Annotated in this window: 13 protein-coding genes; 5 read left to right on the top strand and 8 right to left on the bottom strand. The window is 64.3% G+C overall.

Translation table 11 applies throughout. The features are described from left to right. Window positions 1-10: 10 nt before the first annotated feature. The 4 genes from eutB to doeB are packed head-to-tail and all read left to right on the top strand — an operon-like array spanning window position 11 to window position 4,207. Entirely contained in the window at window positions 11-994 is a 984-nt protein-coding gene (gene eutB, locus LB523_RS26655) for a hydroxyectoine utilization dehydratase EutB (protein ID WP_224608632.1), read from the top strand. Beyond that, window positions 991-1,983 carry a cyclodeaminase gene (locus LB523_RS26660; protein ID WP_224608636.1) on the top strand — a complete coding sequence of 331 codons (993 nt, stop codon included), beginning with the start codon at window positions 991-993 and terminating at the stop codon, window positions 1,981-1,983. Before eutB ends, LB523_RS26660 begins: the two co-directional genes overlap by 4 nt. 36 nt (window positions 1,984-2,019) lie before the next feature. Then, on the top strand, window positions 2,020-3,198 hold the full coding sequence (doeA, locus tag LB523_RS26665) for an ectoine hydrolase DoeA (RefSeq protein ID WP_224523512.1): 1,179 nt from the start codon (window positions 2,020-2,022) through the stop codon (window positions 3,196-3,198). Window positions 3,199-3,202: 4 nt separating this feature from the next. Next, on the top strand, window positions 3,203-4,207 hold the full coding sequence (doeB, locus tag LB523_RS26670) for a N(2)-acetyl-L-2,4-diaminobutanoate deacetylase DoeB (RefSeq protein WP_224608639.1): 1,005 nt from the start codon (window positions 3,203-3,205) through the stop codon (window positions 4,205-4,207). 15 nt (window positions 4,208-4,222) lie between these two features. Here the strand turns inward: doeB and LB523_RS26675 are convergent, their stop codons facing one another. Genes LB523_RS26675 through cyoA form a run of 7 tightly spaced genes read right to left on the bottom strand, consistent with a single transcriptional unit; the run spans window position 4,223 to window position 11,088 of the window. After that, window positions 4,223-4,756, bottom strand: coding sequence for a response regulator transcription factor (locus LB523_RS26675; protein ID WP_210199992.1), 534 nt, complete (start codon window positions 4,754-4,756; stop codon window positions 4,223-4,225). Then, the gene (locus LB523_RS26680) at window positions 4,746-6,092 is read right to left on the bottom strand and encodes an ATP-binding protein (protein WP_224608642.1); all 1,347 of its coding nucleotides are present in this window, start codon (window positions 6,090-6,092) and stop codon (window positions 4,746-4,748) included. Before LB523_RS26680 ends, LB523_RS26675 begins: the two co-directional genes overlap by 11 nt. Continuing rightward, entirely contained in the window at window positions 6,092-6,898 is an 807-nt protein-coding gene (locus LB523_RS26685; RefSeq protein ID WP_411966500.1) for an SURF1 family protein, read from the bottom strand. The genes LB523_RS26680 and LB523_RS26685 overlap by 1 nt, the downstream gene beginning before the upstream one ends. Further along, entirely contained in the window at window positions 6,895-7,269 is a 375-nt protein-coding gene (gene cyoD / locus LB523_RS26690) for a cytochrome o ubiquinol oxidase subunit IV (RefSeq protein WP_224608645.1), read from the bottom strand. Before cyoD ends, LB523_RS26685 begins: the two co-directional genes overlap by 4 nt. Next, entirely contained in the window at window positions 7,266-7,892 is a 627-nt protein-coding gene (gene cyoC / locus LB523_RS26695; RefSeq protein ID WP_224608648.1) for a cytochrome o ubiquinol oxidase subunit III, read from the bottom strand. The genes cyoD and cyoC overlap by 4 nt, the downstream gene beginning before the upstream one ends. A gap of 9 nt (window positions 7,893-7,901) precedes the next feature. Then, a complete protein-coding gene (cyoB, locus tag LB523_RS26700) occupies window positions 7,902-9,899 on the bottom strand; it encodes a cytochrome o ubiquinol oxidase subunit I (RefSeq protein WP_224608651.1) in 1,998 nt (665 codons plus the stop codon). Between the two features lie 10 nt (window positions 9,900-9,909). Beyond that, complete coding sequence (gene cyoA, locus LB523_RS26705) at window positions 9,910-11,088, bottom strand: ubiquinol oxidase subunit II (protein WP_224608653.1); 1,179 nt, start codon at window positions 11,086-11,088, stop codon at window positions 9,910-9,912. Window positions 11,089-11,330: 242 nt separating this feature from the next. Between cyoA and LB523_RS26710 the strand changes: the two genes are divergently transcribed. Further along, window positions 11,331-12,641, top strand: coding sequence for an MFS transporter (locus LB523_RS26710; RefSeq protein WP_095765857.1), 1,311 nt, complete (start codon window positions 11,331-11,333; stop codon window positions 12,639-12,641). Between the two features lie 127 nt (window positions 12,642-12,768). Here the strand turns inward: LB523_RS26710 and LB523_RS26715 are convergent, their stop codons facing one another. Then, entirely contained in the window at window positions 12,769-13,788 is a 1,020-nt protein-coding gene (locus LB523_RS26715) for an NAD-dependent epimerase (RefSeq protein ID WP_224608656.1), read from the bottom strand. Window positions 13,789-13,808 lie beyond the last annotated feature (20 nt).

Raw genomic sequence — 13,808 nt, forward strand, 5'->3', positions numbered from 1 at the left:
CGTGATCGAAATGACTGTTGAGCTTCAGCATATTCGCGCAGCGCGCGAACGCATTGCCGGCAAGGTCGAGCGGACCCCCATTGTGCTGTCGCAAAGCCTTTCGGATCGCGCGGGCCATCCTGTTTGTCTCAAGCTGGAGCATCACCAGACCACCGGCGCGTTCAAGCTGCGCGGCGCTTCCAATGCGATCGCAGCATTGAGCGCGGACGAAAAATCGCGCGGCGTCGTCGCCGCCTCGACCGGCAATCACGGCCGCGCGCTGGCGCATGCGGCGAAGCTCGAAGGCATCCGCGCGGTGATCTGCATGTCGAGGCTGGTGCCGGAAAACAAGCTCGACGCCATCCGTCGTCTCGGCGCGGATATCCGCATCGTCGGCAACAGCCAGGACGACGCCCAGCAGGAAGTCGACAGGCTGGTGGCGGAAGAAGGGCTGGTCATGCTGCCGCCCTTCGACCATCCCGATATCGTCGCCGGGCAAGGCACGCTCGGGCTCGAAATCATGGAGCAGGTTACGGACGCGGCAAGCGTGCTGGTGCCGCTCTCCGGCGGCGGGCTGGCGGCCGGTGTGGCGGCGGCGGTCAAAGGCGTGAGCCCGCGCACCAAAGTCATCGGCATCTCGATGGCGCGCGGTGCTGCGATGAAGGCCAGCCTCGACGCCGGCCGGCCGGTGCAGGTCGAGGAACTGCCGACACTGGCGGATTCGCTCGGCGGCGGCATCGGGCTCGACAACCGGCTGACCTTTGCCATGTGCCGGGGACTGCTCGACGACGTGGTCCTGCTTTCGGAGGAGGAGATCGCGGCCGGCATCCGCCATGCGTATGAAGAGGAGCGCGAGATTGTCGAAGGCGCCGGGGCCGTCGGCATAGGCGCGCTGCTTGCCGGCAAGGCCAAAGTGAGCGGCCCCGCTGTTCTCATCCTCTCCGGCAAGAACATCGACATGGACCTGCACCGCCGCATCGTCTGCGGCGAGACAATCGCGGAGCGCGCAGTATGAGCCGCATAACCATTCTCACCGAGAGTGATCTGCGCAAGATCGTGATGCTTGATCTGGACGCCGTTGCCTGCGTCGAGGACGCTTTTCGCGCCTTGGCCACCCTGCCGGTGGCGATGCCACCGATCCTGCGGCTCGACATTCCCGAGCATCGCGGCGAGGTCGACGTGAAGTCTGCCTATGTGCCGGGCATTGACGGTTTCGCCGTCAAGATAAGCTCCGGCTTCTTCGACAATCCGACCCTCGGCCTGCCGAGCGGCGGCGGCATGATGGTGCTGCTTTCGGCCAAGACCGGCGTGGTCGAGGCGCTGTTGCTCGACAATGGCTATCTCACCGATATCCGCACGGCCGCCGCCGGCGCGGTCGCGGCCAAGCATTTGTCGCGCCAAGACTCCAGCGTGGCCGCGATCTTCGGCGCCGGCCTGCAGGCCGGCCTGCAGTTGGAAGCGCTGCGTCTCGTCAGACCGATCGAGGAAGCGCGCATCTGGGCGCGCGACGCCGCCAAGGCTGAAGCCACCGCCGCGCGCCTGCGCGAGAAGCTCGGTATTCTCGTGCGCGCCGAGCCGGATGCGGCGAACGCGGCAGCGGGCGCCGACATCATCGTCACCAGCACGCCGTCGACCGAACCTCTGATCAAAGCCGGTTTCGTCTCCGCCGGCCAGCACATCACCGCCATGGGCTCGGACGCCGAGCACAAGAACGAGATCGCGCCGGCGATCCTGCGCATGGCCGATCTCTACGTCGCCGACAGCGCCACGCAGACGCGGCGCCTCGGCGAGCTCCACCACGCCATCGAGGCGGCGGTCTTCGCCGCCGACGCCGAGGTGACAGAGCTCGGCCAGATCATCGCCGGCAGCAAGCCCGGACGGCGCTCGGCCAGCGACATCACCATCGCCGACCTCACCGGCACCGGCGTGCAGGACACCGCGATCGCCACTTTGGCCCGTGACCGTGCGCGCGCCGCCAATGCCGGGCTCGATTTCGAAAGTTGATGCTGGCCGCCAGGCCCAACAAACGAGGACAACAAAATGCAGCCAAATTTGAAATTCTCGCGCGGCGAATATGCGGAGCGCCTCGCCAAGACACGAAAAGCCATGGAGGCTAAAGGCGTCGATCTGCTGATCGTCAGCGATCCCTCCAACATGGCCTGGCTGACGGGCTATGACGGCTGGTCGTTCTATGTGCATCAGGCCGTCATCGTGCCGCCTTCCGGCGAGCCGGTCTGGTACGGCCGCGGCCAGGACGCCAACGGCGCCAAGCGCACCGCCTATCTCGCGCATGACAACATCATCGGCTATGCCGACCATTATGTGCAGTCGACCGAGCGGCATCCGATGGATTACCTCGCCAGCGTGCTGGCCGAGCGCGGCTGGGACAAGCTCAGCATCGGCGTCGAGATGGACAATTACTGGTTTTCGGCCGCCGCCTTCGCGGCGCTGCAGAAGCACCTGCCCAACGCCCGCTTCGCCGATGCCACAGCGCTGGTGAACTGGCAGCGCGCCGTGAAAAGCCCGACCGAGATCGAGTATATGCGCAACGCCGCCCGTATCGTCGAGGCGATGCACCAGCGGATCGTCGACAAAATAGAGGTCGGCATGCGCAAATGCGACCTGGTCGCCGAGATCTACGATGCCGGCACGCGCGGGGTCGCCGGCATCGGCGGCGACTATCCGGCGATCGTGCCGCTCTTGCCGTCGGGAGCGGACGCCTCGGCGCCGCATCTCACCTGGGACGACAAGCCGATGAAGGTGAACGAAGGCACGTTCTTCGAGATCGCCGGCTGCTACAATCGCTACCATTGTCCGCTGTCGCGCACCGTGTTCCTCGGCAAGCCGACCCAGGCCTTCCTAGACGCCGAGAAGGCCACACTTGAGGGCATGGAAGCCGGTCTCGCGGCCGCCAAGCCCGGCAACACCTGCGAGGATATTGCCAACGCCTTCTTCGCCGTGTTGAAGAAATACGGCATCGTCAAGGACAACCGCACCGGCTACCCGATCGGTATCTCCTATCCGCCGGACTGGGGTGAGCGCACCATGAGCCTGCGCCCCGGCGACCGCACCGAGCTCAAGCCCGGCATGACCTTCCATTTCATGACCGGCCTGTGGCTGGAGACGATGGGGCTGGAGATCACCGAGTCCATCCTCATCACCGACACCGGCGTCGAGTGCCTGGCCAATGTGCCGCGCAAGCTGTTCGTGAAGGACTGAGCCGATGTCCGCTTTGCGTCCCTCGCCGATCACGCCGACCGTCGATTTCGAGCGCGACGGCGTCCAGCATGGCTTCCTGCGCCTGCCCTACAGCCGCGACGATTCCGCCTGGGGCTCGGTGATGATCCCGGTCTGCGTCATGCGCAACGGCAAGGGCTCGACGGCGCTGCTCACCGGCGGCAATCACGGCGACGAGTATGAGGGGCCGCTTGCGCTCTACGAACTCGCCCGCACCCTCGATCCAAAAAATGTCGCCGGCACGGTTATCATCGTCCCGGCGATGAACTATCCGGCCTTCCGGGCCGGCACGCGCACCTCGCCGATCGACAAGGGCAACATGAACCGCTCTTTCCCTGGGCGCCCGGACGGCACGGTGACGGAGAAGATCGCCGACTATTTCCAGCGCGAGCTGCTGCCGCGCGCGGACATCGTCTTCGACTTCCATTCCGGCGGCAAGACGCTGGACTTCGTGCCGTTCTGCGCAGCGCATACGCTGCCGGATAAGGCGCAGGAGAAGAAGGCCTTCGCCGCCGTCGAGGCTTTCTCGGCGCCGTTCTCGATGCGCATGACCGAGATCGACGCGGTCGGCATGTATGACACGGCCGCCGAGGAGATGGGCAAGGTCTTTGTCACTACCGAGCTCGGCGGCGGCGGAACCTCGCGCGCCGAGACGGTGCGGATCGCCCGGCGCGGCATCCTCAACGTGCTGCGCCACGCCGGCATCGTCGATGGCGCGGTCGAGAAGGGCAAAACCCAGTGGCTGGACATGCCTTCCGGCGATTGCTTCGCCTTCGCCGAGGATGACGGCATGATCGAGACGATGGTCGATCTCGGCGAACCAGTTGAGGACGGCCACGTGGTCGCGCGCATCCATCCGGTCGGGCGCACCGGGCAGGCGCCGCAGGAAATCAGGGCCAGGATGTCGGGACTGCTCGCCGCGCGTCATTTCCCGGGCCTGGTCAAGGCTGGCGACTGCGTCTCGGTGGTGGCCGTGGCCGTTCGCGAATAATCTTGGTGCGGCGCCCTACTGCACCACGCGCTTCTCGAGCTTGCGGGCGAGCGTGCGCCGGTGCAGGCCCAGCCGGCGCGCGGTTTCGGAGATGTTGAAGCCGGTCTCGACCAGCGTTTCGTGGATCCGCTCCCATTCGAGGTTCTTGATCGAGGTGGGGCGGCTGGTGAGCGGCACCGAAACGTCACCCTCGGCGCGGCCGAAGGCGGCTTCGATGTCATCGGTGTTGGCGGGCTTGGCCAGATAGTGCCCCGCGCCGAGCTTGATCGCCTCGACCGCCGTGGCGATACTGGCAAATCCCGTCAGCACGACGATGCGCATCGACGGATTGCGGGCGCTGAGAAGCTTGACGCATTCGAGGCCCGATCCCGATCCGAGCTTGAGATCGACGACGGCGTAGGCCGGAACGGCCGTTTCCAGCGCGACCAGCAGCGCCTCGCGGTCGTGGCAGACCACGACGTCGTAGTCGCGCTTTTCAAACGAGCGTTTGAGCGTGCGTGCAAAGGTCGCGTCGTCCTCGACGACGAACAAGGATCGATCAGATTTCACGATCGTCTCCATAGGTCAGCGCCGCCAGCGGCAGCGAAAGGGTAACACGGGCGCCCTCGGCCATGTTGCGCGCCGAAACGTCGCCGCCGAGCTTGCGCACCACGTTGAACACCAGGAAGAGGCCTAGGCCGCCGCCCGGACGCCCCTTGCTCGACATATAGGGCTGGCCGAGCGTTGCCAGAATATCCTTGTCGAAACCCGGGCCGCGATCCTCGACGGAGAGCACCAGCTTCTCATCCTGCCGCTCGGCAGTGATGCCGACCCAATCGTGCGATGCTTCCTGCGCATTGTCGAGCACATTGAAGATCACTTGTTTCAGCGCCGTGTCGGACACGATCGGCTCGTCCGGCTCGAAACCATTGCCGTAGTCCAGCTTGATAGGCTGGCGGCTGACGCGCCATTCCTCGACGAGATCGTCGAGGAACCGGCGGATCGTAGTGCGGATGGTGCCCTCGCCCCGCGCCTGGCCGGAGGACATGAGAATGCCCGTGACGATGCCTTTGCAGCGCTCGATCTGCGCCTGCATCTCGGCCACGTCCTCGGAAAGCTCGCGGTTGCGCTTGACGCCGCGCATCTGGCGCCAGTCGGACAGGATGACCGATATTGTCGACAGCGGTGTGCCCAGTTCATGCGCGGCACCCGAGGCCAGCAGCCCCATGCGCACGATGTGATCTTCCTCGGCCGAACGCTGGCGCAGGTCGGCGAGATAGGCATCGCGTTCGCGCAGGTTGCGGTTGATGCGCGTCATGAAGATCACGATCAGGCCGGCCGCGAGCACGAAGCAGATGAACATGCCTCGCAGATGCAGCGCCAGGAGGTCGCTGCCGCCGTGATGCGGAAGTGCGATCGGCTGGAAGACGAAGATGAGGAAGACGAAGCAGGCCGAGGCCGCCACCACCAGGAGCCAGGTCGACCATGGCGCCAGCAGCGCAGCGCCGAGCGTGATCTGCAGCAGGTAAAGCGACACGAACGGATTCGAGGCGCCGCCGCTCAGGTAGAGCTGCGTCGTCAGCGCCGCCATGTCGAAAATCAGCGCGACGAAGAGCTGCGCGTTGGAGATCCGGCGGTTGCCGCGCAGGGCGAGCAGGCTGAAGATGTTGAGGCCGACGAGGAAAAGCACCACGCCCGCCATCTCGGTAAGCGGCAGCGGGATGGCGAACCAGTATTGCGTGACCAGGATGGTCAGCACCTGCCCCGCCACCGCCAGCCAGCGCAGCTGGATGAGCAGGAGCAGGTTCTTCCTGTTCGTGACGTCGGCGTCCGACGCGGCGCCTCCCTGCCGCGTTGGAAGAAGCGTCAGGAACGGCTTGTCGCGATGGGGCCACGCGATATTCATCACGCTGCATCCCAGTTCCGGCGGCCGGAGAAGACCTGTCTGGCAAGCGCCATCGCCAGCATCCCTGCAAGGGCAAACCAGGTCAAAGCATAGATGAGATGGCTGTTGCGGAAGGTGACGACGGTGAGCCCGCCGCGCGGCCAGCCAGCAGCGCCGGATGCCTCGGCATCGATGAAATAAGGCGCGACATCCGCCAGGCCGCGCGCCTTGGCGATTGCCGCGACGTCGCGCGAATACCAGCGATCGGCAGCCGGATCGTTGCTGCGCAGGAAACCGCCGCCGGGCTCGCTGATGCGCAGCAGCCCCTCAACCGTCGCCGGCGAGGCGAGCGCGGCATTCTCCCGCTCGAAGTCCACCTTGCGCTCCTGCGGGATGAAGCCGCGGTTGACGAGGACCGTGAAACCGCGGTCGTCGCGCATCGGCGTCAGCACCCAATAGCCGCCGCCAAGCTCGGTCACCGCCTGCACCAGCGTGTTGGCGCCGCCCTGCAAGCGCCCGACCAGCCGCACATGGCGATATTCGTGATCCGGCGCGCTGAACCCGCTCCAGTCCTGCGGACCGGGCGCATCGACCACGGAAGCATGGATGCGCTGGTCGACGCGGGCGATCAGGTCGAGCTTCCAGACCCGCCTTTCCAGCTGCCAGATGCCGAGCCCGAGAAACATCAGAACGCCGAGAAGCCCAAGCACCACAGCCAAGAATCGCGACGCGGAACCCTTCGAGGCCGCATGAGAGCCGGTCATGTCCTTTGCCTCGGCTTTGGCCCTCCCCGCGCGCCACACGCCCACGCCCGAATGGGGGCTCATGGCATCTCCCGCATCTCGTGGAGCCCGGGCATCATGTTGGCGTTGAGGTGGTACATCACCCAGAGCGAGCCGCTCAGCACGATGACGACGAGAACCACCGTGAAGATGAGCGCCAGCATCGACCATCCGCCTTCCGAGGCGGGGTTCATATGCAGGAAGAAGACCATGTGCACCACGATCTGCACCACCGCGAAGGCCATGATGATGATGGCCGCGGCCTGTTTGTTGTCCATGGCGCCGGTCATGATCATCCAGAACGGGATGGCGGTGAGGATCACTGACAGGACGAAGCCGATCAGGTAGCCCCTCAGCGACCCGTGCGCGGCGCCGCCATGGGTACGGTCGTGACCCGCATGATCATGAGCGCTCATCTGAGCATCCCCATCAGATAGACAAAGGTGAAGACGCCGATCCAGACGACGTCGAGGAAGTGCCAGAACATCGAGAGGCACATCAGCCGGCGGCGGTTGGCCTCGATGAGGCCGTGTCGCGCCACCTGCACCATCAGCGTCACCATCCAGACGATGCCGAAGGTGACATGCAGGCCGTGCGTGCCGACCAGGGTGAAGAAGGACGACAGGAAGGCGCTGCGCTGCGGGGTCGCGCCTTCCTGGATCATGTGCGCGAATTCGGATAGCTCGATGGAGAGGAACGCCAGGCCGAACAGCATGGTCACCACGAGCCAGGCCTGCGTCGCGCCGACACGGCCCTTGTCCATGGTCAGCATGGCAAAGCCATAGGTGATCGAGGACAAGAGCAGCATGGTGGTGTTGACCGCCACCAGACCGAGATCGAACAGATCCTTCGGCGCCGGACCCGCCGCGTAATTGCCGCCGAGCACGCCATAGGCCGCGAACAGCATGGCGAAGATCAGGCAGTCGCTCATCAGGTAGAGCCAGAAGCCGAGCATGGTGCTGCCGCCTTCGGCGTGCGCGTGCTCTTCTTCCAGGTGGAAGACCGGTTCCGCGACGGCCGTGATCGCGCTCGATGCCATGCTCAATTCCTAGCCCTGGGCGGCGAGGAGCGTCGTCCTCGCCTCTTCGGTTTGCGTGACCTCGGCAGCCGAGATGTCGAAGTCGCGGTGGTAGTTGAAGGTGTGGCCGATCGCGGTTGCGATGAGGCAGACGAAGCTCAGCGCCGCCAGCCACCAGATGTACCAGATCAGGCCGAAGCCGAGCGTGACGCTGAACACCGCCAGGACGACGCCGGTGCCGGTGTTGCTCGGCATGTGGATCGGTTTGAATCCGGACAGCGGGCGCCGGTAGCCGGCCTTCTTCATGTCGAACCAGGCGTCGTTGTCGCGAATGACTGGCGTGAAGGCGAAATTGTAGGCCGGCGGCGGCGAGGAGGTCGACCATTCGAGGGTGCGGCCATCCCAGGGATCGCCGGTGTGATCGGCCAGCGCTTCGCGCTTGCGGATGGAGACGAATATCTGGACCAGGAAGGCGGCGATGCCGCAGGCGATCAGCACCGCGCCGAAAGCGGCTATCACGAACCATATCTGCAGCGAGGGATCGTCGAAGACGCGCATGCGGCGGGTCACGCCCATCAGGCCGAGGATATAGAGCGGCATGAAGGCGAGCCAGAAGCCGAGCACCCAGCACCAGAACGAGACCTTGCCCCAGAACGGATCGAGCCTGAAGCCGAAGGCCTTGGGCCACCAATAGGCGATGCCGGCGAACAGGCCGAAGAGCACGCCGCCGATGATGACGTTATGGAAATGCGCGATCAGGAACAGGCTGTTGTGCAGCACGAAGTCGGCGGGCGGCACGGCAAGCAGCACGCCGGTCATGCCGCCAACGACGAAGGTGAGCATGAAGGCCACCGTCCACATCATCGGCAATTCGAAGCGGATGCGGCCGCGATACATGGTGAACAGCCAGTTGAATATCTTCGCCCCGGTCGGGATCGAGATGATCATCGTGGTGATGCCGAAGAAGGAATTGACACTGGCGCCGGAGCCCATGGTGAAGAAGTGGTGCAGCCAGACGAGATAGGACAGGATGGTGATGACTATCGTGGCGTAGACCATCGAGGTGTAGCCGAACAGGCGCTTGCCGGAGAAGGTCGAGGTGACCTCGGAGAAGACGCCGAACAGCGGCAGGATAAGGATGTAGACCTCCGGGTGACCCCATATCCAGATGAGGTTCACATACATCATCGGATTGCCGCCGAAATCGTTGGTGAAGAAGTTGGTGCCGACATAGCGGTCGAGCGCAAGCAGCGTCAGCACCGCCGTCAGCACCGGGAAGGACGCGACGATCAGCACGTTGGTGCAGAGCGAGGTCCAGGTGAAGACGGGCATGCGCATCATGGTCATGCCTGGGGCGCGCATCTTGATGATGGTGCAGATCAGGTTGATGCCGGACAGCGTCGTGCCGACGCCGGCGACCTGCAGCGCCCATATGTAATAATCGACGCCGACGTCGGGACTGTAGTTGATGCCCGAGAGCGGCGGATAGGCCAGCCAGCCGGTGCGGGCGAACTCGCCGACGAACAGCGAGGCCATGACCAGGATGGCGCCGCCGACCGTCATCCAGAAGCTGAAATTGTTGAGGAAAGGGAACGAGACGTCGCGCGCGCCGATCTGCAGCGGCACGACGAAGTTCATCAGCCCGGTGACGAAGGGCATCGCCACGAAGAAGATCATGATCACGCCATGGGCAGTGAATATCTGGTCATAATGATGAGCGTTGAGATAACCTTCGGAGCCGTTGAAGGCGATGGCTTGCTGCAGGCGCATCATGATGGCGTCGGAAAAGCCGCGCAGCAGCATGACGAGGCCGAGCGCCATGTACATGATGCCGATCTTCTTGTGGTCGACGCTGGTGAACCACTCGCGCCACAGATAACCCCAAAGCTTGAAATAGGTGACCGCGCCGAGCACCGCGAGGCCGCCCAACGCCACGACGATGAAGGTGACGACGACGATCGGCTCGTGCAGCGGCAGCGACTCCAGAGTGAGGCGGCCGAAGATGAATTTGGTCAGCGACTCAGGCATCCGCCATCCCTCACAATTCGAAGCGCAGCAGGCCGAGCGACGGGGTCCCGGCATCGGCGCGGCGGCTGCCGGCCCCTGGACTGAGCCCTGCCCCGCGCAGCGGGGAAAGATCGCGCATTGGCCAGTATTTCGCGCCGGCATCGCGGGCCGAGCGCGAGGCGGCGGCTGCTTCCTCCGCCGTGCAGATGCTGGCGACATAGGACGGATCGTTGCCGAACACCGCGCCGCGCCGGGCAAGCTTGTCATATTGCAGCGGCAAGGTGTTGCGCACGCCGGCCAGCCCAAGGCCGCCCTTGGCGTCGATCGACATCATCTCGTTCATGCACATCTTGCCGCGCTCGACGCACAGATTGAGGATCGCGCCATAGAGGTCGGGATCGACGGAGGCATAGTGGCGGACCGGCTCGTTCTCGCTCGGACGCTCGAGCTCGAGATAGGTCTCGCGGCTGAGCGTAGCCTGCGCACCTTTGGTCTGCGTCACCCACTCACCGAAGGCCTGATCGGAGAGCCCGTGGAACGCAAAGCGCATGCCGGAGAAGCCGGCGCCGCTGTAGTTGGCCGAGAAGCCGGAATAGGTGCCCGGACGGTTGATGACCGCGTGCAGCTTCGTCTCCATGGCGGGCATGGCGTAGATCTGTCCGGCAAGGGCCGGAATGTAGAAGGAGTTCATCACCGTCGAGGAGGTGATGCGGAAATCGATCGGCTGGTTGACCGGCGCCGCCAGCTCGTTGACGGAGGCAATGCCGTAATCCGGATAGATGAAGAGCCATTTCCAATCCAGCGCGACGACGTCGACCCTGAGCGGCTTGTGGTTCTGGGTGACCGGCTGTCCTGGTTCGATCCGGTCGATGCGCCGGTAGGGATCGAGCAGATGGGAGCCGAGCCAGGTGAGCGCGCCGAGGCAGATGATGACGAGCAGGGGTGCCGCCCAGATCACCAGCTCCAGCTTGGTCGAATGGTCCCAGTCCGGCGTGTAGATCGCCGTGGTGCTGGATTGCCGGTAGCGCCAGGCGAACAGCACGGTCAGCGCCATGACCGGCAGGATGATGATGAGCATCAGCAGGGTCGAGACGACGAGCAGGTCGCGCTGCTGCACTGCCACGTCGCCCGCGGGCGCCAGCACGACCAGGTCGCAGCCGCTCAGCAGCACGGCGAGCGGAAAAAGAAGCAAGGCTCCGGATCGTCTCATCAAACGCTGCCCTCGATGGCCCTGCAGCAGGATCTCTGCAGGTTGCGATGCGATATGGACCAACGGCTACTGCCGCAGGCACAGCGACGACATTGGACAATTTGTCCAATGCCCAGCCGGTATGGCTTTCGCGAAAGTGTGCACGCATAATTGGATGACGACAACGTCGCATCTGGATGACGACAACATAGCGTCGGGACGACAATCGCGTTCCGAAGTTGAGTTTGGTGACGACGGAAACGATGGCTGAAACTTCGACTTCCGAAACGGACAGCAGGCTGATCGGCTCGCATCACGGCCAGGTCAGCGCTGGCGATATCGCGGTCGGCGTGATCATCGGCAGGACGTCGGAATTCTTCGATTTCTTCGTCTATGCGATCGCTTCCGTGATCGTGTTCCCCAAGCTTGTGTTCCCAACCCACGACCCGCTGGTCGGAACGCTCTACTCCTTCGCCATCTTCGCGCTGGCCTTCATCGCGCGCCCGTTCGGCACCGTGCTGTTCATGGCGATCGACCGCGCCTATGGCCGCGGCGCCAAGCTGACGATCGCGCTGTTCCTGCTCGGCACCTCGACGGTCGCCATGGCGTTCCTGCCCTCCTATGAGGACGTCGGCACGGTCGCCGCCTGGCTGCTGTCGCTCACCCGCTTCCTGCAGGGCCTGGCGCTCGGCGGGACATGGGACGGATTGCCCTCCCTCCTGGCGCTGAATGCGCCGCAGAACCGGCGCGGCATCTATGCGATGATCCCGCAGCTCGGCGCGCCGATCGGGCTCATCGTGGCAAGCTCGCTATTTGCCTTCTTCGTCGCCAACCTCTCGGCCGACGACTTCTTCGCCTGGGGCTGGCGTTATCCCTTCTTCGTCGCCTTCGCCATCAACGTCGTGGCGCTGTTTGCCAGGCTGCGCATCGTGGTCACGCCCGAATTCTCGAAACTCTACGAGAGCGGCGACCTGCAGCCGACGCGCATCAGGGAGATGGTTCGGACTGAAGGACGCAACGTCGTCGTCGGCGCCTTCGCGCCGCTGGCGAGCTTCGCCCTGTTCCATATGGTGACGGTGTTCCCGCTGTCCTGGGTGTTCCTGTTCACCAATGAGGGTCCGGAACGTTTCCTGGTCATCGAAGTGGTGAGCGCGCTGTTTGGCATCGCGGCGATCGTTGCATCGGGTCCGCTGGCCGACCGTGTCGGACGCCGCGCCCTGCTCGGCGGCGGCGCCGTCGCCATCGCAGCCTTCAGCGGCTTTGCCCCACAACTTCTCAACGGCGGCACCGTCGGCGAGACGGTGTTCATGGTGCTCGGCTTCATCCTGCTGGGCTTGAGCTTCGGGCAATCCTCAGGCGTCGTCGCATCGAGCTTCTCGCGCCAGCACCGCTATACCGGCTCGGCGGTGACATCGGACCTGGCCTGGATGTTCGGCGCCGGCTTCGCGCCGCTCGCGGCGCTGCTCCTGGCCGGCAATTTCGGCCTCATCGCCGCCGGCGCCTATCTGCTTTCGGGCGCCGCCTGCACGCTGATCGCGCTTTGGATCGACAGGCAGGCACGCCGGGCCGACTGAACGAGCGGCGAGCTCGGATAGTCGCCGCTCTATCCCTTTGTTTTTGACGCAGTTCCAGACGGAAGGTTACGGCGAAGGCGCCGAACTCAACCGCTCACACTTTTCCTGGAATTGCTCTGACCTGCAATCAGACCTGGTAGAAATCCCGATACCATTGCACGAAGCGCGGGACGCCGATCTCGATCGGGATCCTGGGCTTGAAACCGATCACCGCCTCGAGTGAGGCGACGTCGGCATAAGTCGCAGGCACATCGCCCGGCTGCAGCGGCATCAGGTTGCGGATTGCCTTGCGCCCGAGAGCGTCTTCCAGAACGTCGATCAGCCGGCTGAGCTCGACAGGCGAGCTGTCGCCGATGTTATGGATCCTGAACGGCGCGGTGCTCGTCGCGGGGTCCGGTGCAGCGCTTGTCCAATCGGGATTGGGCGTCGCTGGATGCTGCATGACGCGGGCCACTCCCTCGACGATATCGTCGATGTAGGTGAAATCCCGCTGCATGTTGCCATGGTTGAAGACATCGATCGGCTGACCGGCGAGGATGGCCTTGGTGAAGATGAACAAGGCCATGTCGGGCCGTCCCCACGGACCGTAGACGGTGAAGAAGCGCAGGCCCGTCGTCGGCAGCCCGAACAGATGGCTGTAGGTGTGGGCCATCAGCTCGTTTGCCTTCTTGCTGGCGGCATAGAGGCTGAGGGGATGGTCGGCGGAATCATGCACGGAGAACGGCATGCGCGTGCTGCCGCCATAGATCGAGCTTGACGATGCATAGACGAGATGGCCGACCGAGGCCTGCCGGCACCCTTCCAGGATGTTGAGGAAGCCGTTTAGATTGCTTTGCGCATAGACATGCGGATTGACCAGCGAGTAGCGGACGCCCGCCTGCGCGGCGAGGTTGACGACGATCTGCGGCGCGACCGACGCAAAGACGCCCGAGATGCCATCGCGGTCGGCGAGATCGACATGCTCGAAATGAAAGTTTGGGAACGCCTTCAGCCGCTCGAGCCGCGCCTGCTTCAAGGTGACGTCGTAATATTCGTTCATGGAATCGAGGCCGACAACATGCCGGCCTTCGGCAAGCAGCCTCTGGCAAAGGTGAAAACCTATGAAGCCGGCTGCGCCGGTGATCAGGATCGGCCTGCTCGACGTCAATGCATACCCCTAAAGCTGCA

Origin of the sequence: Mesorhizobium sp. ESP-6-4 (assembly GCF_020164735.1) — a bacterium.
In the GTDB taxonomy this organism is placed as follows: Bacteria; Pseudomonadota; Alphaproteobacteria; order Rhizobiales; family Rhizobiaceae; genus Mesorhizobium.